This is a genomic window from Streptomyces bottropensis ATCC 25435, assembly GCF_000383595.1.
Lineage (GTDB): Bacteria > Actinomycetota > Actinomycetes > Streptomycetales > Streptomycetaceae > Streptomyces > Streptomyces bottropensis.
This window is the reverse complement of the sequence record NZ_KB911581.1, coordinates 98,605-119,869: the sequence shown is the minus strand read 5'-3', so window position 1 is coordinate 119,869 and position 21,265 is coordinate 98,605. Positions and strand designations below refer to the sequence as shown.

The 21,265-nt window shown below is 70.8% G+C and carries 16 protein-coding genes and 1 pseudogene; 12 read left to right on the top strand and 5 right to left on the bottom strand.

Going from position 1 to position 21,265, the window contains the following annotated elements; genetic code table 11:
* The first annotated feature begins 6 nt into the window (after positions 1–6).
* Complete coding sequence (locus tag STRBO_RS0100545) at positions 7–624, top strand: hypothetical protein (protein WP_202500231.1); 618 nt, start codon at positions 7–9, stop codon at positions 622–624.
* Between the two features lie 508 nt (positions 625–1,132).
* Positions 1,133–1,981 (top strand): hypothetical protein, encoded by an 849-nt coding sequence (locus tag STRBO_RS0100540; RefSeq protein ID WP_005483148.1) that lies wholly within the window; start codon positions 1,133–1,135, stop codon positions 1,979–1,981.
* Positions 1,982–2,383: 402 nt separating this feature from the next.
* Here the strand turns inward: STRBO_RS0100540 and STRBO_RS0100535 are convergent, their stop codons facing one another.
* A complete protein-coding gene (locus STRBO_RS0100535; RefSeq protein ID WP_020113604.1) occupies positions 2,384–3,751 on the bottom strand; it encodes a pectate lyase family protein in 1,368 nt (455 codons plus the stop codon).
* 842 nt (positions 3,752–4,593) lie between these two features.
* Between STRBO_RS0100535 and STRBO_RS0100525 the strand changes: the two genes are divergently transcribed.
* Together STRBO_RS0100525 and STRBO_RS43610 are read left to right on the top strand one after the other, a co-directional pair.
* On the top strand, positions 4,594–5,451 hold the full coding sequence (locus STRBO_RS0100525; protein ID WP_005483145.1) for a CAP domain-containing protein: 858 nt from the start codon (positions 4,594–4,596) through the stop codon (positions 5,449–5,451).
* A gap of 107 nt (positions 5,452–5,558) precedes the next feature.
* Positions 5,559–5,714 (top strand): hypothetical protein, encoded by a 156-nt coding sequence (locus STRBO_RS43610; RefSeq protein WP_005483144.1) that lies wholly within the window; start codon positions 5,559–5,561, stop codon positions 5,712–5,714.
* A 31-nt stretch (positions 5,715–5,745) separates the two neighbouring features.
* Here STRBO_RS43610 and STRBO_RS0100515 read toward each other — a convergent pair whose 3' ends face one another.
* The 3 genes from STRBO_RS0100515 to STRBO_RS0100505 all read right to left on the bottom strand — a co-directional run bounded on the left by STRBO_RS0100515 (position 5,746) and on the right by STRBO_RS0100505 (position 9,136).
* Complete coding sequence (locus STRBO_RS0100515; RefSeq protein WP_020113603.1) at positions 5,746–7,557, bottom strand: carbohydrate-binding domain-containing protein; 1,812 nt, start codon at positions 7,555–7,557, stop codon at positions 5,746–5,748.
* Between the two features lie 137 nt (positions 7,558–7,694).
* The gene (locus tag STRBO_RS0100510) at positions 7,695–8,531 is read right to left on the bottom strand and encodes a VTC domain-containing protein (RefSeq protein WP_005483142.1); all 837 of its coding nucleotides are present in this window, start codon (positions 8,529–8,531) and stop codon (positions 7,695–7,697) included.
* Entirely contained in the window at positions 8,528–9,136 is a 609-nt protein-coding gene (locus STRBO_RS0100505; protein ID WP_005483141.1) for a DUF4956 domain-containing protein, read from the bottom strand. The genes STRBO_RS0100510 and STRBO_RS0100505 overlap by 4 nt, the downstream gene beginning before the upstream one ends.
* Positions 9,137–9,370: 234 nt before the next feature.
* Here STRBO_RS0100505 and STRBO_RS0100500 point away from each other — a divergent pair, with 234 nt between their 5' ends.
* The 8 genes and pseudogenes from STRBO_RS0100500 to STRBO_RS0100455 all read left to right on the top strand — a co-directional run bounded on the left by STRBO_RS0100500 (position 9,371) and on the right by STRBO_RS0100455 (position 20,615).
* On the top strand, positions 9,371–12,787 hold the full coding sequence (locus STRBO_RS0100500) for a S8 family serine peptidase (RefSeq protein WP_005483140.1): 3,417 nt from the start codon (positions 9,371–9,373) through the stop codon (positions 12,785–12,787).
* 439 nt (positions 12,788–13,226) lie between these two features.
* Positions 13,227–14,717: an FG-GAP and VCBS repeat-containing protein gene (locus STRBO_RS0100495; RefSeq protein WP_005483139.1), complete on the top strand. Its 1,491-nt coding sequence runs from the start codon at positions 13,227–13,229 to the stop codon at positions 14,715–14,717.
* 290 nt (positions 14,718–15,007) lie between these two features.
* Positions 15,008–15,541, top strand: a complete 534-nt coding sequence (locus STRBO_RS0100490) for a pyridoxamine 5'-phosphate oxidase family protein (protein ID WP_005483137.1) — start codon at positions 15,008–15,010, stop codon at positions 15,539–15,541.
* Between the two features lie 721 nt (positions 15,542–16,262).
* On the top strand, positions 16,263–17,981 hold the full coding sequence (locus tag STRBO_RS0100480) for an LPXTG cell wall anchor domain-containing protein (protein ID WP_202500230.1): 1,719 nt from the start codon (positions 16,263–16,265) through the stop codon (positions 17,979–17,981).
* 108 nt (positions 17,982–18,089) lie between these two features.
* Positions 18,090–18,326: pseudogene (locus tag STRBO_RS44280) on the top strand (YceI family protein); the annotation flags it as partial.
* Between the two features lie 791 nt (positions 18,327–19,117).
* Entirely contained in the window at positions 19,118–19,636 is a 519-nt protein-coding gene (locus STRBO_RS0100465) for a CAP domain-containing protein (protein WP_245170562.1), read from the top strand.
* A gap of 86 nt (positions 19,637–19,722) precedes the next feature.
* Positions 19,723–20,430 (top strand): hypothetical protein, encoded by a 708-nt coding sequence (locus tag STRBO_RS0100460; protein WP_005483129.1) that lies wholly within the window; start codon positions 19,723–19,725, stop codon positions 20,428–20,430.
* Complete coding sequence (locus STRBO_RS0100455; protein WP_005483127.1) at positions 20,427–20,615, top strand: hypothetical protein; 189 nt, start codon at positions 20,427–20,429, stop codon at positions 20,613–20,615. Before STRBO_RS0100460 ends, STRBO_RS0100455 begins: the two co-directional genes overlap by 4 nt.
* A gap of 16 nt (positions 20,616–20,631) precedes the next feature.
* Here STRBO_RS0100455 and STRBO_RS0100450 read toward each other — a convergent pair whose 3' ends face one another.
* Complete coding sequence (locus tag STRBO_RS0100450) at positions 20,632–21,264, bottom strand: GOLPH3/VPS74 family protein (protein ID WP_005483126.1); 633 nt, start codon at positions 21,262–21,264, stop codon at positions 20,632–20,634.
* Position 21,265 lies beyond the last annotated feature (1 nt).

Sequence of the window (21,265 nt, the reverse complement as noted above, 5' to 3'; positions counted from 1 at the left end):
TGACGGATGAGACCGGAAGACAACACCGTGAATGAGTCAGTCCACACCCGAACCGCTCTGGTGCACGCCGAGTATCACCTCGTCCAGATCTCGGATCCGGAGGGGCCCGTGGCCCATGACCTTGACTCGTCTCACAACGGGCTCGTGTCGGCCATCGACGGGGCGATCGAGGTGTCGACCGGGATCCACACCGGCGACGTCCACGTGAGCGTCGAGCTTCATGCCGTGAAGCCCGAGCCCGCTGCGGAGTGGGAAGAGATCGCCGAGATCTCATGGCAATCCCCGTCCGGAGAAGCGCTCGTGGCTCCACTCATGGACGACCCCGTGGACCTGCCCTCGCTGGCCTCGCGAGGACCGGGCCACTACCGGTTGCGGGTCCATGCCCGGGGCAGGGACACGGCTGTCGACCAGACAGTGGTGGATGAGGTCGTGGAGTCCTACCTGCTCCAGAGCTGGCCCGCGGCACACCAGGAAGCTCTTCTGGTGAGGGCGACCGACGCCTACGGGGCCCACCTCCGGGCCCAGGAGGCCGACGACACCATCGTCATCGACCACGAGGACTCTCCCGACACCCAGATCGGCCGAGAACGCGACATCCTGCGCCGGGCCGACCGCGGCGATTAGTCCTGATCAACGGCCCGCGTCTTCGGTTGGGGCAGCTTCACCACACGGGCTGCCCCAACCGAAGCGCACCACGGTCCTCTTGGGTGAGCCGATGCTTGGATCACCGCATCCGACACTTCAGCATCCTGCTGTCCCCCACGTCACGCCCGCCTCGCCCGACTCCTCTCCACCGAGTGGCCCTCCCGCGCCGCCGCCCCTCGTCCCCGACGCCGAGTCCGGATGCGGCCTGCTCCTCGTCGAGGCCCTCGCCGACCCGCTGGGGCGTCGAACGGGGCCCCGTCCCCCCGCAATACCGTATGAGCCGGTCGGCTCGAAGGACCGGCCTCCCACCGGAGCTCAGAAACCTGAGCTCCGGTGCCACGGGCGCTCTTCCCAAAGAACCACGATGGGGAAAGAAACCCCACCAAGCCCCACCCCTCCCGCCCACGGCGTCCGCTCACTCGCGCGAGTGAACATCGCCAACTCGGCTGGCTTCGGGACCGGTTGCCTGAGCTCGCCCCACGAGGCGATGCACCGCATCTTCCAGGAATACCCGGACCTCTTCTCCCGGCTCTCCGAGGTACTCGGCGTCGACTTCGCCCCACCCACGTCTGTCACCATCCTGCCGACCGACGTCACCGAGCCCCGCCCGCTCGAACGCCGACTCGACACGCTGCTGCGGCTGGAGACGGAGGCCGACGAGCCGCTTCTGCTCGCCGTCGAGGCCCAGGGCAAGAAAGACCCGGCCAAGCCCGCGAGCTGGGCGTACTACGCCTCGTACCTGCTCACGAAGTACCGGCTGCAGCCGATGCTGCTGGTCGTCTGCCAGGACCGCGCGACCGCCGAATGGGCGGCACAGGAGGTCCGCTTCGGCCCTCGCCAGTGGCCTCTGCTCACCCTGCGCCCGCTCGTCGCGGGTCCACACAACATGCCGGTGATCACCGACCCCGCCGAGGTTCGCAAAGACCTCGCCGTCGCCACACTGTCAGCCATCACCCACGCCAGGAATCCAGACGTCGGGGCCATACTCAAAGCAATCACCAACGTGCTGCGGGACACACCCGCGGCCCTCGCCAACCCGATCATCGAACTCATCTCACAAGGCATGGGCACGCACCCAGCCGCAGAGCCGTGGAGGAAACTGGTGGCCGTGGACCTCTCTTTCTACAAGTCCTACATCTCTGAGGAAATCCGCGATGAGGGCCGGGCCGCGGGCCGGGCCGAGGACATCCTGGACGCCTTCGAGGTGCGCGGGATCGACGTCCCCGAGGCAGTCCGCGAACGGATCACCAACTGCGACGACCCCGAGACCCTGCGCCGTTGGCACCGGCGGGCCGTCATCGTCCCCTCCGCCGAGGAGATCTTCACGGACGAGTAGCCACGGGTTCGGCAAGGATGTCGACCCCGTACACGGATGCCCGGAAGTGGAGCGGTGAACGGCGACACCTGGCGGGAGCGCGGGCGCGCGCTCCCGACCCCGCACGGAGGTGCCCAGGGGACGCGGCCCGCACCTGGGCCCCGCTCCTCTCGGCCCGACCCTGCCGTGTCCCCTGGCGGGCTGTGGCCAGGGCACGCTGTGAAGGACAGCATCATGCGCCGCGCGTGATGTCGGGCGGGGCGGGCGGCCTCATCGGCGGGCGGCCGCGGAACCCACGGGGCCCGGGGAGCGTGCTCGCCCCCCGGGTCCCTCTGCGCGTGTCCCGGGCCCCTTCCTGATCGGGCCCGGGACACCTTCCTGGCCTCGGGTGGCGCCCCCAGCCAGGAGTCTTTCGGGTCCGGACTAGGACAGGACGCCGGCGCCCGTGGCCGACGTGCCCGTACCCGTCAGGTCGGTCAGCAGGTTCGTCACGGAGGTCTGGAGGCCGGCGGTCAGGGCCGGGGTCCAGTTGACCGTGGTCTTGAGCTTCTTCGACGAGTTCGCGGTGTTGTACGCGGCGACGAGGTCGGTGGCCTTGCCGTTGACGATGTTGCCGGTGCCGGCGAGCGAACCCGTGCCGTCGCCGCTCAGCAACTTGGCGACCTTCGCGCCGGCCGGGATCTTCCAGACGTTGCGCTCGGCGACGACCTGGGCCTTGGCGCGGGAGTCGATGCTGTACTTGGGCGCGTAGCCGTTGACCGTGGCGGTGTCGTACACGTTGTTGTAGAGGTGGATCTGGCCGATGCGGGCCAGGGGCGCCCGCTGCACGATCCCCTTCCACAGGTTGTGGTGGATCGTCACGCGGAGCTTGCCGGTGGAGTCGGTGTCACTGCTGCCGATCAGCATCGTCTTGTCGTGGTTGAGGAACCGGTTGCGCTCGACGGTCACCAGGTCCGAGCCGTTGGTGATGTCCAACGCCCCGTCGTGGACCTGGTACTTGCGGCCGTAGTACGTCGCCTCCGTCTTGTCGAAGGTCGGTGCGTCGGTGAACGTGTTGTGGTCCGCCCACACGTTGGTCGCGCCGCGCAGCGTGACCGCGTCGTAGTTGGAGTTCCACTCGCCGGACGAGCCGTCGGTCGGGTCCCACTGCGGGAAGCAGTCCTGGGTGTCCGCGAAGGTGAGGTTGCGGATGATGACGTTCTTGACGTTCTGGACCGTCAGGCTGCCGCCGAGGATGCCCGCCTTGGTGCCGGGGACGCCCACGAGGGTGGTGTTGGCGGGCACCTTGAAGACGATGTTCTTCTTCTGCTTGGTCTCGGCCGCCTCACGCGCGGACTCCTGGGTGCCCTTCGGGGCCTTCTTGCCGTACGTCGACGGGTCGAAGGCCTTCAGGTAGGCGGAGAGCGAGTAACCGGTGCCGGAGGCGTAGTCCGCGCAGGTCAGCTTCTTGCCGGAGTCGTTGGTGTTGGCGTCGATCGTGCCCTTGATCTTGATGATCCGGGGCGTGGTGTCGGTGGCGGAGCCCAGCGCCTTCACGAGCTGCGCCCGCGTCGACACCGTGAAGGTGTGCGCCGCGTCGGCCTTCGCACCACCGGTCGTACCGGAACCGGACGCCGCCCAGCCGTCCTTGGCGGGCAGCACCTGGTGATAGAGGTCCACGGGATAGGCGCTGGCGTTCATCACGAGGACGCCGGCGCCGACCGCGGCGGCCACGGCGGCGGCCGAGACCACGAGGGCCCGGCGCGTGCGGAGGGACCGGCGGTGGGACGGGCGCGGGGAGGCAGAGGCCACGGATGAGTCCTTACGTAACGTACGTGGTTCGGGGGAACACGTGGTTCGTGTGGAGCCCCTGTGGAGGGGGTTCCGACTCCTGTGTGGTCGCGGCGCCGGGATAGGTTGCCGCCGAGCTGAACTTTCCCCCTTGGCACTTGGTGAGAGTCACCGCGGGAGTCGCCGGGCGTCGGGGGAGGCCCTTGGGGGGGCCGGGGCCCTGTCGGTGCCCCGGGGGAGCTGGAGAAAGGCGACGCTCATGCCGCCGCCCACCCCCTGGATGTGCGCCTCCAGGCCGTCGCCCTCCATCTAGACGGGGGCTGCCGTGCGCGCGACTGCCGTCATGATTCCTCCACGGCCGATCCGCCGCGGGGCCTTGGGCCCCCGTACGACGATCCGCTCTCTCGGGAGCCCCGCCGCGTCCCGTCCGCGGCCGTCCTTCACCGCCTCGAATCGGGGGTGACATGCGTCACGGCCGAATTGCGCCCCGATGCTGTCGATCGCCCGCTTTTCCGGGGCGACAACCGCACACTTCCTCGTATCTATCGGCCATTTCGGCCACGGGGTGGCTAATCGAACCCATCGCCGGGATCCGCGCCGACAGCTCCGGCCGTCGATGCCGACCGGCCTTGTGCCTGGTCCCGGGCGGGTGTTGACGTCCGGACAGGGGCGTCGAAAACCGGGGCCGCACGCCCTCGCACGCCTGCGAAGCGTCACCGGAACGTCACCTGCGGTGGCACACACGTTCGTTGCCTGGTGTGTTCGAGGGTCCCCATAATGACCGGGCTCGCCAGGGCCACGGCCACGGCCGCCGAGGTCGCGACGCCGTCGGACCGCAGTCGGACCAGTCAGTGAGGCCACGCATGAGCAGTCACCGCCGGAAGAGGAAAGCCTCGAAGGCCCCGAACGCCTCGAAGGCGGGGCGCGCGGGAGCGGGACGCCGCAAGGCGGTCATCGCCGCGGCCGTCGTGGTGGCCGTGGGAGCCGTGGGCACCACCGCCGTCCTCCAGGCGGGCGGTGACGGACCGGGCGGCTGGCGCGATGTGGCCTCATCCTGGTGGGGCGGGCAGGAGTCCGGCCCCGCACCCGACGCCACACCGTCGAGTACGCCCTCCGAACGTGAGCGCACCGCCGTCGCGGACGCCCCGGCGACCGCCACCCCGTCCCGCACGCCGAGCAAACGCCGTTCCAGCCCCACCCCGAGCGCGTCCCCCTCGAAGAAGAAGACCAGCCCGCCCGCCGAGAAGCCCGCGGACACCGTCGACAAGCGGGCCGAGTCCGCGAAGACCCCGAACCCCGCGAAGGCCGAGAGCACTCCCGCCCCCGCCGCGACCAGCGCGGACTCCGGCCCCACGGACCGCGTCCTGGAACTGGTCAACGCCGAGCGGGCGAAGGCGGGTTGCTCACCGGTGACCGTGGACGCCAAGCTCACCAAGGCCGCGCAGAACCACAGCCAGGACATGGCCGATCACACGAACATGTCCCACACCGGCTCCGACGGCTCCTCCATGACCGACCGCCTCGCCCGCGTCGGATACGCGTACAGGTCGGCGGGCGAGAACGTCGCCGCCGGGTACGGCACCGCCGACAGCGTCATGGACGGCTGGATGAACAGCCCCGGCCACAAGGCCAACATCCTCAACTGCGGCTTCAAGGAGATAGGCATCGGCCTGGCGGGCCCGGGCAACTACTGGACCCAGAACTTCGGCACGCCCGCGTAGGCCGGCCGTACTACCTCTCGTATCTCCGGTCCAAGTACCGTCTGCCCGTACTCCTGCTCGTCGTCTGCCAGGACCGGTGCACCGCCAAGCCCTCCCGGAGACAGGGTGTGCTGCGTGTTCTGGAGGTGCGAGGCATCGCCGTCTCCGACGGCGTCCGTGAACGCATCACCACCTGCACCGACCTCACCCTGGTCAGCGCCTGGCTCGACCGCGCGGATACGGTCGAGCGCGCGGAGGATCTGCTTCACCGACCGTACGGCTGAGGCCTCGGGCTGACGCTGAGCCAGCCGCCTCCTAGCCCCGGCCCCCGCCGCCCCCACCGGGTCCCCCGAAACCACCCTCCGGCGCCTCGCCCGCCGTGATCGTCGTGAGCTTCTTCGCCGAGCCGAGCTTGCCGGAACCCGCGAGGCCACCGGTGTCGGAGCCGGAGGTCGTGCCGCCGGAGTAGACGGTGTACTCCTCTCCGCTCTTGATCGCCGCACCCGAGTACACGACGTTCTGGATGGTCTTCGAGGTGACGTACGACGCCACGACCTTCCCGTCCGCGTCGACGATGTGCAGGGTGGTGCCCGCCGCGACCGACGCGTCCAGGGTCGCCGACAACCAGCCCTGTTCCGATTCCTCGCCCGGGGCGACGACCATGCCCGCGCTGCCCGAGGCGAGCAGCGTGCCGCCGCTGACGGTGAAGCTGCCGTTGACGTCCAGCGCTCCGTTGCCGCCCCGCTGGGGGCCGTTCACGACGATCGTGCCGCCGGTGATCTCGGCAGTGCCGTTGGAGTCGAAGCCGTCACCTTCGGAGTTCAGGACGAGCGTGCCGCCGGTGACCTCGGCCGAGTAGTCGCCGACCCCCATGCCACCGCCCCCGCCGGGGCCCCCGCCCTGCGCGTCGCCTTCCGAAGTCGCCTCGCTGCCCGAGGCGTTGACCCCGTCGTCGCTGGAGGTGACGTGTGACGTACCGCCCCGGACCAGGATGTCCTTGCCCTCCAAGCCCTCGGCGGAGCCGGTGATGTCCAGCGTGCCCCCGCTGATGACGAGGTCGCCCTCGGCGTGGATGCCGTCGTCACCGGCCGCGAGGGTGACGGTGGCGCCGTCGAGGTGAACGGCCCCGTCGCCGTGCAGCGCGTCGGCGGAGGCGTCCACGTCGACCGTGCCGCCGTCCAGCACCGTGATCACCCCGGACCTCAGCCCGTGCGCGGAGGTGTCGTCGGTGGCCTCGGCCTTTACGGTCAACCTGCCGCCGGTGACGAGGAGATCGGTGGCCGCGTCCAGGGCGTCACCGCCGGCCGTCACGGAGACGGTGCCGCCCGCGACGACCAGGTACCCCGCGTCCGCCTCGTCCGCGTTGTCGGCCTTCAGCCCGTCGCCCTTCGCCGTCACGGTCACCGTGCCGCCGTCGACCACGAGGTGGTCCTTGCCCCGGATACCGTCGTCGGCGGCCTCGACGGTGATGTTCCCGCCCTCGACGACCAGGCCGTCCTTGCCGGCGATCGCGTCGTTGCCGTTCCCCCGCACGGCCAGCGAGCCGTCGCCGCCGATCGTCAGGTCGCCGGCGCTGTACAGGGCCGCGTTCGCCTCGGCGTCGTCGGCGTAGGAGTCCGTGTCGCTCAGCCTGTTCTCGCTGCCGTCCGCGAGGACGACCACGAGCCGCTCCGCCTCGGTCGCGGCGATCGCCGACCCGGAGGAGCTGGAGATGTCGGCACCGTCGAGGACCAGCCTGACGGTCGCCTCGGGGGCGGTGACCACGACCTGCCCGTCGTCGAGGGACCCGCTGAGCAGGTACGTCCCGCCGGAGGTGATGGTGACGGTGGTCCCGTCGACCTCCACACCCTTGCCGTCGGCCGAGGCCGAGTCACCCTTCAGGTCGATGGCGACGGCATCCGACTCCTCGTACTCCGTGTCACCGTCCTCGGCGTGCGTCTTCTCGTTGTCGGCGAGGACCGCCGCCGCGTCCTGTGTCCCGTCCACGGCCGCCGCCGCGCTCGCGCTCGACGAGGAGCCGGACGACGTCGAGCCGGAGTCGGTGCCGGAGGAGCACCCGGCCAGTGCGGCGGTCGCGAGGACGACGGAGGCGAGAGCGGCCGCCGCCTTCGTACGGAAACCCCGCACCCTTCTCCTCCACGCGCTCCCACGGGTCTTCGTACGACCACTCGTACGACTGCTCGTACCGCGACTCGTGCGACTGCTCGTACCGCGACTCGTGCGACTGCTCGTGCGGCTGTTCATGCGGGCGTTCATGCGGAGGTTCATGCGGGGCTCCCGTTCGGGGCAGGTGCGGTGGGGAAGTGGCGCCGCAGGACGGGCAGCCAGCGGTTGGCGGGCAGGTCGGGCCGGAGCGCGGCGAGCCCGGTGCCGTACTTGGAGACCGGGCAGGGCCGGTGTCCGAGCGACCACAGCAGCCGGTCGGCGCCGGAGCCCGCGCGCCCGGACTTGGTCTCGACGATGGTCCGTCCGGGCGTGCGCAGTGCGGTGCCGTCGGGCAGTGCCCAGGTCAGGCCGGTGTCGACGGTGACCCGGCTGCCGCTGTCCAGCAGAAAGAGGGTCGTGCGGAGGTAGCGCGTGGTGAGCGCGGGCACCAGGCGGAGGCCGCGGGCGTCGATGCCGGCCTCGCCCAGGACGTCGTCGGCGTACGCGCGGGCCTCGGGGGTCAGCCGCCCGGGTTCCCCGTCATACGGGACGCGCTGCTTGACGGTGGTGCCGCGCGGGCCACGCGTCTTGACCTCCAGGAAGTGCCGGCCGGACGCCAGGTAGGTCCGGACGCGCAGTTTGAAACGGCGCCGACGACCGCGGGCCGCACCCAGATAGCCGTCCATCTCCGGGGTGTCGAAGTACACGGACCGGTACGCGAACCGCCGTTCGCCGTCGACCTCCAGGACCTGGGCTCCCCCGGCCTCGGCCTCGACCGCGCCCGACCGTGAGAGACCCCCGCCGACCAGCCCGCCGACCACGAGGGGCAGGTCGGTGAGGGGCAGCATGTACTTGCGGTCCAGGCGGGTGAGCAGTTCGGCGCGGTCCACGAGTTCGTCGAGGCCGATGGGTCGCAGCGCCCCGACCACGTGGGCGACGGAGTCCAGGGCCGTCATGCGCGCACCCCCTGTTCCTGCCCGGCCGGGTGCACGGCCTCCCTCGGCGCGCGCGTTCCCGTGCCGGTGACGACGTACCGGACGTCCACCAGCGTCATGTCGTTGACCAGGTCGACGTTCTGCACGGACAGGTTCACCACCCGCCCGCCCAGCAGTATTTCGAGGTGCGCGCGCAGGGCGTCCTCGTTGGTGTACGCGGCGTCGAGGCGCAGGCTGCGCTGCCGGTGGCGGCCGAAGAGTTTCGGGTGATCGCCGACGTACAACGTGGCGACGATCAGCGTCATGAGGAGGGCCGACAGGACGTCGACCTCCTGCGGCAGCCCGGCCAGCAGTCCGAGGGCGAGCGCGGCGAAGTAGTAGGCGATCTCGTGGTGCGCGATCTCGTCGGACCGCAGCCGGATGATCGACAGGACGCCGAACAGCCCCATCCCGAGGCCGATGCCGACCGACGAGGAGCTGAGCGTCATCGCGACCGCGAGGACACCGACGTTGACGCCGAGGAAGGCGGCGACGAGGTCGCGGCGGTGGTGGCGCGGGAAGTAGACCGTGAAGGTCAGTACGGAGATGGCGGCCAGATCGGCGACCACGAGAAGGGTCTGGTCCATGTCGAAAGACAATCCGAGGTGAACCTTTGAGCTTGCTTTGCCTCCGCTTAACTGAACTTGAGAAGTCGGGAAAGCCGACGCCCGGCCCACCGGGTCCACTTCGGTCGTCTCTTGTGAAACGACTGTGGAGACCCACGAGTACGTGAGCTTTCAAGATTGTTACCGCTGAGTCGTCTGTGACATTGGGGTCCTCGGGGGATCGAGATTTCTCAAGTCGATCGACATGGACCACAGTTGACGAACCATCACATACGCCCGAGAGCCGCGGTCACCCTGCTGGCACCGCTGCTCGCCGGAGCCCTGATCGTCTCGGCGGTCATCGCTCCCACCTTCGCCGCCGAACCCGGTGCCCCTGCGAACAGCGCAAGCCACGGCGACGACACCTACATCGTGAAGCTCGCCGACGCACCCGTCGCCGCCTACGAGGGCGGGCTGCCCCGGCTGAAGCGGACGGCACCCACCGCGGGCGAACGGCTCGACGCGGACTCCGCCACGGTCCGCACGTACGTGGCCCATCTGGACGACCGCCGGGAGCGGATCCTCGCCGCCGTGCCCGGGGTCAAGTCGCTCTACGACTACTCCTACACGTTCAACGGATTCGCCGCCGAGCTGACCGGCCGCCAGGCGGCGAAGCTGAGCACGACACCGGGCGTCGTCTCGGTGACCCGCAACACGGTCGCCCGGCTGACGGATGCGCGGCCGGACCACGGACCGCGGCCGGACCACGGACCGGGGGCGGACGCCGACGGCCGGGCGGAGACGTACGTACGGGTCGAGGCCGGGGATCAGGCCGGGGATCAGGCCAGGGACGAAGCCGGGAGCCCGGCCGACACCGAGGCCAAGGTCCCTGCCCCGGCTCCCGGCCCCGCACCCGGTGACGGTCCCGGTCCGGGTCCCGAAGCCCAGCGGGCGGCGATCACCGGACCCGCGACCAGAGCGACCGGCTCGGGCACGGCCACGGCCACGGGCACGGGCTCCGGCACGGCCACCGGCACCGGGACCGGCTCGGAAACCGACAGCGACACGACCGCGGCCGCCGTCGCACCCGCGCGCACCCCGAGCACCCCGAGCACCCCGAGCACCAAGGCGTCACGCACCCCCGCCGCCTTCCCCGACACCCCCCGCCTCCTCGGCCTCAGCGGAACGCGCGGCCTCTGGGCGAAGGCCGGCGGTCCCGGGCACGCCGGCGAGGGGGTCATCGTCGGGATCGTGGACACCGGCGTCTCCCCGTCGAACCCGATGCTCGCCGCCCTCCCGGAGCCGCGCCCCGACGCCCGGACCATCTCCGATAAGTGGCACGGGGACTGTGTGCCCGGCGACGACCCCGCGCACAAGGTGACCTGCAACAACAAGGTGATCGGCGCCCAGTGGTTCGGCGTGGGCAGGCCCGACCCGGACGGCGAGGACATCCCCTCGGCGATGGACACCGACAGCCACGGCACCCACACCGGCACCACCGCCGCCGGCAACCACGGCGTCGCCGCGTCGGTGCCCGGCAGCAACGCCGAGGGCAGGCTCAGCGGTGTCGCCCCGGCCGCCCGCCTCGCCTACTACAAGGCGTGCTGGAGCACCGGCTGCCCGCTCGTGGACACCACCGCCGCCATCGACAAGGCCGTGGCGGACGGCGTCGACGTCATCAACTACTCCATCGGCGGCACGCTCCCCCAACAGCCCGACATGGAGGCCATGTTCAACGCGGCCAAGGCGGGGGTCTTCATCGCCGCGTCCGCGAGCAACAGCGGCCCGGACACGGTGGAGCACACCGGCCCCTGGGTCACCACGGTCGCCGCGGCGACGCACGACACCGCGTACACCGCCTCCCTGGTCCTCGGCGACGGCCGCCGCTACACCAACCCGGGCCTGAACCCGGGCGTCGACTCCACCGCGCTGGTGGAGGCCACCGCCGTGAAGAAGGACGGCGCGGACGACGCCATGGCCGCACTCTGCGCGCCGGGCACGCTCGACCCGGCCCGGGCCGAGGACAAGCTCATCGTCTGCGACCGGGGCGGTGACGCCATCTTCGTCGAGACCAAGTCGGACGAGGTCGCGGCGGTCGGCGGCAGGGGCATCGTGCTCACACACACCCCGACCAGCGCCCAGGACTTCTTCGCGTACGTCTTCGCGGTGCCCGTGGTCCAGGTCGCCACCGAGGACGCGAAGGCCGTCCACGCGTACGCCTCCCGGGCCGGTGCGACCGCCGCGTTCACGCCCAGCCGGAGCAGCCACCGCGCCACCCGGGAGATCACCTCCTTCTCCTCCGGCGGCCCCGACCACTTCGGCGACGGCGACCTGCTCAAGCCCGACATCGCCTCCTTCGGGATGAGCGTCCCGGCGGGCGTGGTGCCCGGCAGCGGCGGCGGGTTCACCGGCCGGTTCGGCTTCGCCGACGGCACCTCGATGTCGTCGCCGCACATCGCGGGCCTCGCCGCCCTGCTGCGGCAACTGCGTCCCGACTGGTCGCCGATGGAGATCAAGTCGGCGCTGATGACGACGGCCACGACCACCGACGAGAACGGCGACCCCATCGGCCGCGCCCTGGCCGACTCCGCCTCGCCCCTCGACCACGGCGCGGGCCTGCCCCGGGTCACCCGGGCGGCCGACCCCGGGCTGGTCTACGACTCCACCTCCGCCGACTGGACCGCGTACCTCTGCGCGATCGGCCAGAAGCCGGTCACGGAGAGCGGCGACGACGCCTGCCCCACGGCCGCGAAGACCGACCCCAGCGACCTCAACTCCGCGTCGATCTCGGTCGGCGACCTGCTGGGCGTGCAGACGGTGACCCGCACGGTCACCAACGTCTCCGACGCAACCGCCACCTACCGGGCGAAGCTGCGGACCCCGCCGGGCTTCCGCGCCGAGGTCACCCCGAAGCGGCTGACGGTCCCGCCGGGCGGATCGGCCTCGTACGAGGTGGCGTTCGAGCGTACGAGCGCCGCCCACGGCACCTGGTCCTTCGGCTCGCTGACCCTGAGCGACGCGCACAGCCACCACGAGGTCACCAGCCCGATCGCCCTGCGCTCCGCGCTGTTCGCGGCCCCGGACGGGGTCACGGTCACCGGCGGGGACTCGGCGACGCTGACGCCCGGGGTCGGCTGGTCCGGCGAGCTGACCGCCGAGGCGGCCCTCTACACCGGCGAGAAGACCACCGGCACCCTCACCGGAACGGACCAGTCCTCCTTCTGGGAGAGCCCGCACACGGGCGACGCCGCGGTGAAGCACCGCGTCCACGTCCCCGACGGCGCGGCCTTCACCCGGTTCGCGATCACCTCCGCGGACCACGTCCCCGGCAGCGATCTCGATCTGTACGCCTTCGACACCGAGGGCAACCACGTCGGCGAATGGGCCGACGTCGGCTCCGACGAACACGTCGACCTGCCGCCCGGCGACTACGACGTCTACGTCGTGCAGTACGAACTGCCGGCCGGCACCACCGGCCAGCGGTACACCCTGTGGAGCTGGAAGGTCGGGCAGGGCACCCCGGCGATCACACCCACCGTCACCCCGGCCGGGCAGGCCGTCTCCGCGGGCGACCACCCGAAGGTCACCGTGGCGTGGCCGGGCGCGGCCCGCGGTGAACGGTACGTCGGCGTCGTCGAGTTCGGCGACGGCTCGGCGGCCGTGGGGCACACACCACTGACGGTCACGCCGTAGCCGGCCCGCCCACCGACCGCGCCGCTCCCGGCGCCCGGCGCCGGACCGCCCGCGCACCCCTCGGGGTCGCGGGCGGTCCGCGTGTGCGGGATCCCGCTCATGGATCTCAAGCTCCTCGACACCCAGATCCTCGACCAGCTCCGCGGCTGGCGCATGCTCCTACAGGCGACGGTCGATCTTCGAGGGCGCGGTGTAGGTGCATGTGCGCCAACACTCAGAACCCGTTCATCGACCACCCCGAGTGGTTCGAGGCGATCTGCTAGACCGACGGTGACACGCGCTGAACTCCCTCTGGCAACAAGGGAGTTCAGCGCCACACCTGTCTCCTCGGTTACGAATCCATGACATTGGGACGTACAACTGGGATCGCCCGGGTCGAGTCGTACCCACTGAACGCGGCCTTCCGCGTACAGAACCGACCGACTCGAAAGGCTCACGTATGTCCCGAGCACACCGCCGAACCCGTACCGCGCTCACCGCACCCCTGGCAGCCGCGGTGCTGCTCGCCGGAGGATTCGGCGCCATGGTTCTCACCGGGGGTCCGGCGCTGGCGGCCACCGGGTCCGCGGACGCGCAGGACGACTTCAACGGCGACGGATACGCCGACCTGGTCGTGTCGGCCCCGGACGCCACGATCTCCAGCCAGGCCAAGGCGGGCTACGTGGCCGTCACGTACGGCTCCGCCAATGGGATCTCCACCGCCAACAAGAAGCTCATCAGCCGCTCCACCAGCGGCGTTCCCGGCTCCGCCACCGCGAACCAGCGCTTCGGGACCAACTTCACCAAGGGCGACCTGGACGGCGACGGCTTCAGCGACCTGGTGATCTCGGGCGGCAGCCCCGGCTCCGTCATCCTCTGGGGCTCCGCCTCCGGACTCACCGGCGGCACGGCCATACCCGGGTACGGGCAGTCCCCCACGACCGGTGACTTCGACGGCGACGGCAAGACGGATCTCGCCCTGTTCTCCTACCTGTCCGGCGCGGGCGACGACCCGTCGAGCGGCGACGCCACGGTGTGGAAGGGCCCGGTCTCCCGTGCCGGACAGCCCACCGCCACCCTGCCCCTGCTGGACAAGGCCGACTGGTGGGGCTACGACACCCCCGACGCGTCCTGCGCCACCAACGGCATCGGCTGCCGGGAGGACGGCGACTCGATCACCGGTCCCATCCGCTCCACCCGGACCGGCGACGTCAACGGCGACGGCAAGGACGACATCGTCGCCTGGAAGTACGCGGGCGACGGCCAGTGGGGCAACCATCTTCTCCTCGGCGGCGGCAGCACGGGCTTCACCACCGGCTGGACCCCCTCGGACGGCACGGCGACCGGCACGGGCACCGGCATCGGGGACGTGAACAACGACGGCTTCGACGACGTCGTGGTGGGCAACTACTGGAACGGCGGCAAGGTCCAGATCGCGTTCGGGTCGGCCTCCGGCCTGTCCGAGGAGCGCGTACAGACCTTCGACCAGGACCTGCCCGGCTTCCCCGGCGTGGAGGAGGAGGGCGACGGGATCGGCTCCACGGTCTCGGTGGCGGACGTCAACGGTGACGGCTTCGGCGACATCGCGCTCGGCATCCCGGGCGAGGACATCGGCGACATCACCGACGCCGGTTCCGTCGCCCTGGTCCCCGGCAGCGCCACCGGCGTCACGGGCGCCGGCACGCAGACCTTCCACCAGGACACCGCCGGCGTACCCGGAGTCGCCGAGAACGACGACCAGTTCGGCGCGAGCAGCGCGCCGCTGGACTTCGACGGTGACGGCCACGCCGACCTCGCGGCCGGTTCCGAGGCCGAGAACGGCTGGAACGGCGCGGTCTGGGTGCTGCGCGGCACGGCGACCGGACTCACGGCCACGTCGTCCCTCGCGTTCGGCGCCGGCGACCTCTCGGCGCCCGCCACGGACGCCCGCTTCGGCGCGCTCCTGCGCTGAGCGAGCCGATCGGGCAACGGGGGTTCGGTGGGGCGGCCTGGTGCCGCCCCACCGTCATGTCCGGCCGGCCGGCGACACGACCCGACCCCGACCCCGTCCCCGTCCCCGTCCCCGTCCCCGTCCCCGTCCCCGAAGCGTCGGACCACAGCCAGATCGGTGAACGGTCCGCTCGATTGTCGGCGCTGAGATTGATCTTCGTCATTTGACACAGTTCCGGGATGCGGTGGCAGGTCACCGCTGCTTCATCAATACCGACAGAGGGTGTCGGGTTTACGGCCGACGATGGGCGTATGCGCGAAACCCCAGAAGAACTCGACAAGCTCCAGTCCCTCCTCGACTCCTCCCTCTCCGGCTCGACCGCACACCTCCGCTCGATCGTCGAGGGCCGCACCATCACGGCGGCACAGCTCACCGGGGTCCTCACCGGCATGTGCACGCTCGCCCTCTCCACGGTGACCGCAAAGGGCGAACCGCGGATCAGCGGCGCCGACGGGCACTTCCTGCACGGCCGGTGGCACTTCGGCACGGCGCGCAACGCCGCCAAGGCCCGCCATCTCGCGGCCCGTCCGGCCGCCAGCGTCGCGCACATGCGCGGCGAGGACCTCGGCGTGTTCACTCACGGCACGGTGGAGGAGATGAACCCCGAGGACGCCGCGACCACGGCCGACTGGCAGGAACTTCTCGCCTACTTGAAGGACTTCTACGACGACGACGCCTTCGACTGGAACCGCGAGGTCGTCTACTACCGGCTGAACCCGCACTGGATGACCGTCTACGCCCCCGACCTCGACAAGCTCAGGCCATCACCCCGGCAGAACCCATGATCAATCGCAGCGCCAACCACGGTTCGATTGATCCTACCGACGCCAATTGCGTCGGATGCGAATAGGCGACACCCGTCCTGGAAGCGGGCCCAGGACCGCGCAGAAGCGGCCTCACCACCGGACCTGCTACGAACGCGCGATGCGCGTCCGCGGCCGCTGCCCCTCTTGCGGCACCGACCGGCTGCTGCCCGGGCGGGACACCGATGGCACACCGATCTGCCGAGACTGCGCGGGCATCGTCCGCGACTTCTTCTGTGATCGCTGCGGCTTCGAGGGGCTGCTACTCGGCGGGCGTCTTTGCGAACACTGCACCCTCGCCGACACGCTCGCCCACCTCCTCGACGACGGCACTGGCCGTGTCGCCCCGGCGTTCCTGCCGCTGGTCAAGACCCTGCTGGAGATGGACCGGCCCAGCGAATATGCGACACCGCAACATGCGAGCCCACCAGTCCCGAGGGCCGATCCCGAGCGCCCGCGACCTCAGATACGCGGTGCTCCACCTCCAGTGAGACGGTGCGACCGCATCTCGGCGAAAAACGATTGAGATGGCAACCTTTTCCGCTCTGAGTGGCCACTCAGGGGTGTACCGACGAGGGCGAGCCGTGGTCAGCGACGCTACGTCCTCTGTGTCACCACCCGATCGGAGCATTACGTGTCATCAGAAGACCCGAGATCCGCCGAGCAGCCGATGCCTCGGGGTCGCACGCCCCGCCGTAGCCGGATGCGCCTCCGCTTTGTCGCGGGGGCGGTGGCGGTGCTCGCCGCCTCGGCCGGTGTCGGCGCCCTGGCGCCCAGCGCGGGCGCCGCGGCGACCGTCGGCATCCGTGTGGATGCCGGTACCTCCTTGGGCACGGTGCCCAGCAGTGGTGTCGGCCTCAACACGGGCGTCGGCGACGACCGCATGGGGGACGCCAAGGTGACATCGCTGATGAAGGCCGCGGGAGTTCGGCAGCTTCGCTATCCCGGCGGCTCCGGCGCGGACGACTTCCACTGGAAGACCCACACCATGGGCAACGGCGGCTGGATCGTACCCAACACCGACTTCGACAGCTTCATGGCCACCGCGAAGAAGGTCGGCGCCCAGCCGATCCTGACCGCGAACTACGGTTCCGGCACCCCCCAGGAGGCCGCCGACTGGGTCAAGTACGCCAACGTCGACAAAGGTTACGGCGTGAAGTACTGGGAGATCGGCAACGAGGTCTACGGCAACGGGCACTACGGCAACGGCAAGGGCTGGGAAACCGACAACCACGCCGACAAGAGCCCGAAAGAGTACGGGAAGAACCTGGTCGCCTACTCGAAGGCGATGAAGGCCGTGGACCCGAAGGTGAAGATCGGAGCGGTGCTCACCACCCCCGGCTTCTGGCCGGACAAGGAAAAGGCTCCCGGTGACACCGCCGACTGGAACAACACGGTGCTCTCCATCGCGGGAAGCTCGATCGACTTCGTCATCGTCCACTGGTATCCGGGCGGCAAAACCACGGCCGACCTGCTGAACACCCCCTCCCAGATCGCCGGTGTCAGGTCCTCGCTGCGCTCGCTGATCGCCAAGTACACGGGCTCGCGCGCCGCTTCGGTGGAGATCGCGGTCACCGAGACCGACACCGTCTTCTCGCCCGTCTTGACCAGCCAGGCCGCAGCCCTGTTCGCGCCGGACACCTACATGACCTGGTTCGAGCAGGGTGCCACCCACGTGGACTGGTGGAACCTGCACAACGGCTCGGGCGACGCACCCACCACGGTCAACGGCGAGACCGACTACCAGGACGGGGGAATTCTCTCCGCCGGAACCTGCGCCGGGGGGAAGTGCGAACCGCCGCGCGACACGCCCTTCCCCACCTACTGGGGCATCCGCTCGCTGACCGCACTGGCGAAGCCCGGCGACACCATGGTCAAGTCGTCCTCGCGCAACTCGTCGGTTGCCGTGCACGCGGTGCGGAGCGGCAAGGGTCTGAACGTCATGCTGATCAACAAGAGCCCGAAGGACGCGGCGCAGGTGTCGCTCTCGTACGCCGGATTCACCCCGGCCGCAGGGGCGGTCACGACCGTTTCGTATGCCAAGGGAGACACCTCCCTGACGACGGCGAAGCGGGGCACGGCGGGCGCACAGAAGCTGCCGCCGTACTCGATCACGACTCTTCAGCTGAAGCCCGCGTCGGGGACCGCCGGCGCTGACAAGCCGTCGCCCGCCCCCACGCCGACCGCCGCCGCGCCTCTTGTCTCCGCCGCCGGCACGACCGGCAGTCGTGCACAGGCGGAGAACGGCGCACCCGTCGGCCGGCCGTCCCCGAGCGGCAGCAGCAACTCGTTCGGCCCCCTGGCTTCCACCGGGGCGAGCACCGCTGTCACGTACAGCGCCATCGGTGGCCTGCTGGTCATCGTCGCTGGCGGCGTGCTGGTGCTTCGCGGACGTCGCCGCAGGGCTTTGCACGGGAAGTGAGATCGCGTGAGTGACTGACGGCCCGACAGCAACGCCACCCACCCGTGGCGTGCGCGCCGGGCCGTCGGCCTACGCGCCGGCGTCGGCGGTCAGGAAACAAACAAGGCCCGGGTCGTTGACCTGGACCTGGCCTACCTCGGCACCGGTCCCGACCCGTGAGGCGGCCCACGGGCCGCGTTCCGGGCCACCGTGGAACTGCCGCGCGAGGACTTCGCGATGACTGCAACGAGGTCGTCCAGGTAGTCCAGGTCGTCCAGGCCCGGCATGGCCGCCATCGGCACCACGCTCCGCGTCGGGATCGACCTCCAGGCCGTCCAGGGCGAACAGCTTCCACCGCTCGCCTGACGGCGGAGACGGCTTGGCCCCCTGCCTCACTCGGGAAGCAGGGGGCCGAGCCGTCTGTGGCCTGTGCCTCCTGGAGTCCGGCGGCTGCGGCGGGCCGGTCGACGTCAAGCCGCGCGGCATAGCCTCCCGCGGTACCGAAAAGTTGAAGCCCAGTTCGCGCAGGCGGGGCAAGCAGGCTTCGAGGCACTGCTCCGCCGACAGCATCGGTACGCACGAGGATGTCGTCACGCTACGGGGCGCCACTGACCACGAACGTCAAGGGCTTCCGCCTCTCTGCCATCCGCTCAGCATCAGCCTTAAACAACACGGTTGTTCCCTGTTCGGCCAGCGCCTTCATGATCGCGACAACGTCCACCGTGCCCCTCCAGAAGTAGCTCGAACGCACCACGGTGAACCTATCCGTCCGAGGGGGCACCACGAACACGCTCCTCGCCACCCAGAGTGACCAACGAGGGCTGTCCAAGCTGGAATACGCGACACCTCAACATGCGGGCCTACCAGTCCCGGGGCCGGATACAGCCTCGGCGCCGACCTCGCCGACGCACTGGACGACCGATCCGGGAATCGGTCGGGGGCGGGACCGGCGCGGTGTTCTCCGGCGGCAGGGTGTCCTTCGACCGCGCGACGTTCTCCGACGGCAGGGTGTCCTTCGGGGCGCGGTGCCCTTCCACGAGGCGACGTTCTCCTGGTCCGATGGCGGGACAGGGTCCAGTGGCGGGACGGGACAGGATGCGGGTGACGGCGGCCGTGGCGGCGGCGCTGCTGGCACTCGCGCCGGGCGTGGCGAGGCAGTGGCTCCCCGACCCCCGGCCGTGACGGTCACGGCGACGGCGGGGACGGCGACGGCGACCGGGGCGACCACCACCGGGTCGGTTGCCCCGGCGGCCCGGCCACCGGAGATCGGCGGATTTCTGACGATCGTCAACAAGGCGCGAGCCGATGTCGGCGTTCCCCCCGCTCGTCCGGGCCGAGTCCCTCGCCGGGCACGCCCGGCACTGGGCGGGCGGGTACGGGTCGCCGACTGCGAGCCGATCCACTCGAACAGCCGGTACGGCGAGAACCTGGCCAAGGGGTCGAACCCCCGTTACTCCCTGGCCGACGCGGCCCGCCTCTGGCTCGACGAGACGGACGTCTACGACCGCCCCTCCAACGCCTGCGTGAACGACCGGGAGTGCCTGCACCACACCCAGGTGGTCGGGCGCACCTCGACACGGGTCGGCGCGGCCGGGGCCAGGTGCCGGAACGGCTGGACGTATGTGGTGGCGAACTTCGATCCGCCCGGCAACTGGCTGGGCCGACGGCCGTACTGACCGGGGAAAGTCCGGCGGGGCCGCGATAATCCCTCCATGGCCCCACGCCCGTCGCTCCCGCGCCCCGCCGCCTTCGAGGCACACCCGTGAACGACCTCCCCGACCAGCTCCGCCGCCTCGTGGACGACGTGCTGGAGATCGGTGTCCCGTACGCCCTCGCCCTCACCGGCGATCACGCGGCGCAGGCACACGGACTGGTCGAGGCACAGCCGCCCGGCCGGGACCTGGAGGTGGCGACGGAGCACGCGGCCCCGATGGAGCAGATCGCCGCCGCGGTCCGGGCGGGCCTGGCGGAGCGCGGCTGGCTGGTGCACGCGGTGGAGACCGCCCCGCTCTTCGCCCGTCTCCTCGTCACCGATCCCGTCACGGCCGAGGAACGCACCCTCGACCTGCTCAAGGAGACCCTCTGGCACCCACCGGTCCGGACACCGTGGGGCCCGACGCTCTCCCTGGAGGACGTGGTCGGCACCAAGGTCCGGGCCGTGGCCGACCGGGGCACCGCCCGCGACCTGATCGCCGTGCACGCGGCCACCGCCCACTGGACCGTCGCCGAACTGGAGGAGCTGGCCCGCCGCCACACCTCCGCCACGTCCACCACCTTCGACCTCACCGACCTCCAGTCACGCCTGGAGGGCACCGAGTGGCTCGACGACCGGGAATTCACTCGCCACGGCCTGGACGCCGAGGCCATCCTGGGTCTGCGCCGCTGGGCCCAGACCTGGGCCGACGACATCGCCGAACGCCTCCTGGAAGAGGAGGCCCTGGCGTCCCCGCCGGAGGAGGACCCCGAGTGAGCAGACGCCGTTACGTCGCCCGGGGCGTCCCCGGCGGTTACCGCGTCTACGACAACCGCCGCCGGGGCTGGTGGGGCGACCTCTACGAACTCTGCCCCGACGACCTCCTGACCGAGCTGAACGGCGGTAAGGACCCGCGGCGGCTGAGCGCGCTGATGAAGCGGTACCGGGCCGAGCGGCGGTAGCCGCCCCGCCCCGGTGTCACGTCACCGTCAGGATCACCACGGTCGTCACCATCGCCGCCGCCGCGAGCGCCGCCGCCGCGGCCGCCGCGGTCTCGGCCATGCGGCGCAGCGCGGGATCGGCCCAGTGCCGTCCGGCGATCTCGGCCATCCGCCGCCTCGCCGGGGACTTCTCGGTGCCGGCGTCCGGGAAGGCGAGGGTGTGCAGGTCGCCGTGGTGGAGGAGGCTGATCAGGGCAGCGGTGCGGGTGTCCGGCTCGGCACCCTCCAGGACCACCCGGGCCAGACGCCCGCGCAGCGCGGCCTCCACCGTGCCGTCGGCTTCCGGGTAGCGGGTCGTCCGGAAGGCGAGCAGGACACGGCGCTTCTCCTCCCGGATCAGGCCCTTGTCCAGCACGCCCCGCAGCGCGGTCTCGTACTCCCTCTTGCTGTGCTCGTGGATCCACTTCCCGATGTCCTCGGGGAACTCCGCGTCCGCCGCGTCGTCGGACAGGGCCCGCTCCAGCAGGGCGGCCGTCGCGATCGCGTAGGGCGTCCGCAGGGGGAGCCGGGCCTCACCGGAGGAGTCGTCGAGGGAGAGAAGGAGGATCTCCTCCCCGAGGGTCGAGGCGGTGGGGACGGAGGCGGAGGTGGACGCGGTCGACGTGGTCATG

Excerpts from the sequence above, each read along its gene's own strand:
- STRBO_RS0100490 (WP_005483137.1), top strand. The coding sequence starts at position 15,008 with ATGCGCGAAACCCCAGAAGAACTCGACAAGCTCCAGTCCCTCCTCGAC.
- STRBO_RS0100505 (WP_005483141.1), bottom strand. The coding sequence starts at position 9,136 with ATGGACCAGACCCTTCTCGTGGTCGCCGATCTGGCCGCCATCTCCGTA.
- STRBO_RS0100545 (WP_202500231.1), top strand. The coding sequence starts at position 7 with ATGAGACCGGAAGACAACACCGTGAATGAGTCAGTCCACACCCGAACC.
- STRBO_RS0100480 (WP_202500230.1), top strand. The coding sequence starts at position 16,263 with ATGCGCCTCCGCTTTGTCGCGGGGGCGGTGGCGGTGCTCGCCGCCTCG.
- STRBO_RS0100510 (WP_005483142.1), bottom strand. The coding sequence starts at position 8,531 with ATGACGGCCCTGGACTCCGTCGCCCACGTGGTCGGGGCGCTGCGACCC.
- STRBO_RS0100540 (WP_005483148.1), top strand. The coding sequence starts at position 1,133 with ATGCACCGCATCTTCCAGGAATACCCGGACCTCTTCTCCCGGCTCTCC.
- STRBO_RS0100495 (WP_005483139.1), top strand. The coding sequence starts at position 13,227 with ATGTCCCGAGCACACCGCCGAACCCGTACCGCGCTCACCGCACCCCTG.
- STRBO_RS0100525 (WP_005483145.1), top strand. The coding sequence starts at position 4,594 with ATGAGCAGTCACCGCCGGAAGAGGAAAGCCTCGAAGGCCCCGAACGCC.
- STRBO_RS0100450 (WP_005483126.1), bottom strand. The coding sequence starts at position 21,264 with ATGACCACGTCGACCGCGTCCACCTCCGCCTCCGTCCCCACCGCCTCG.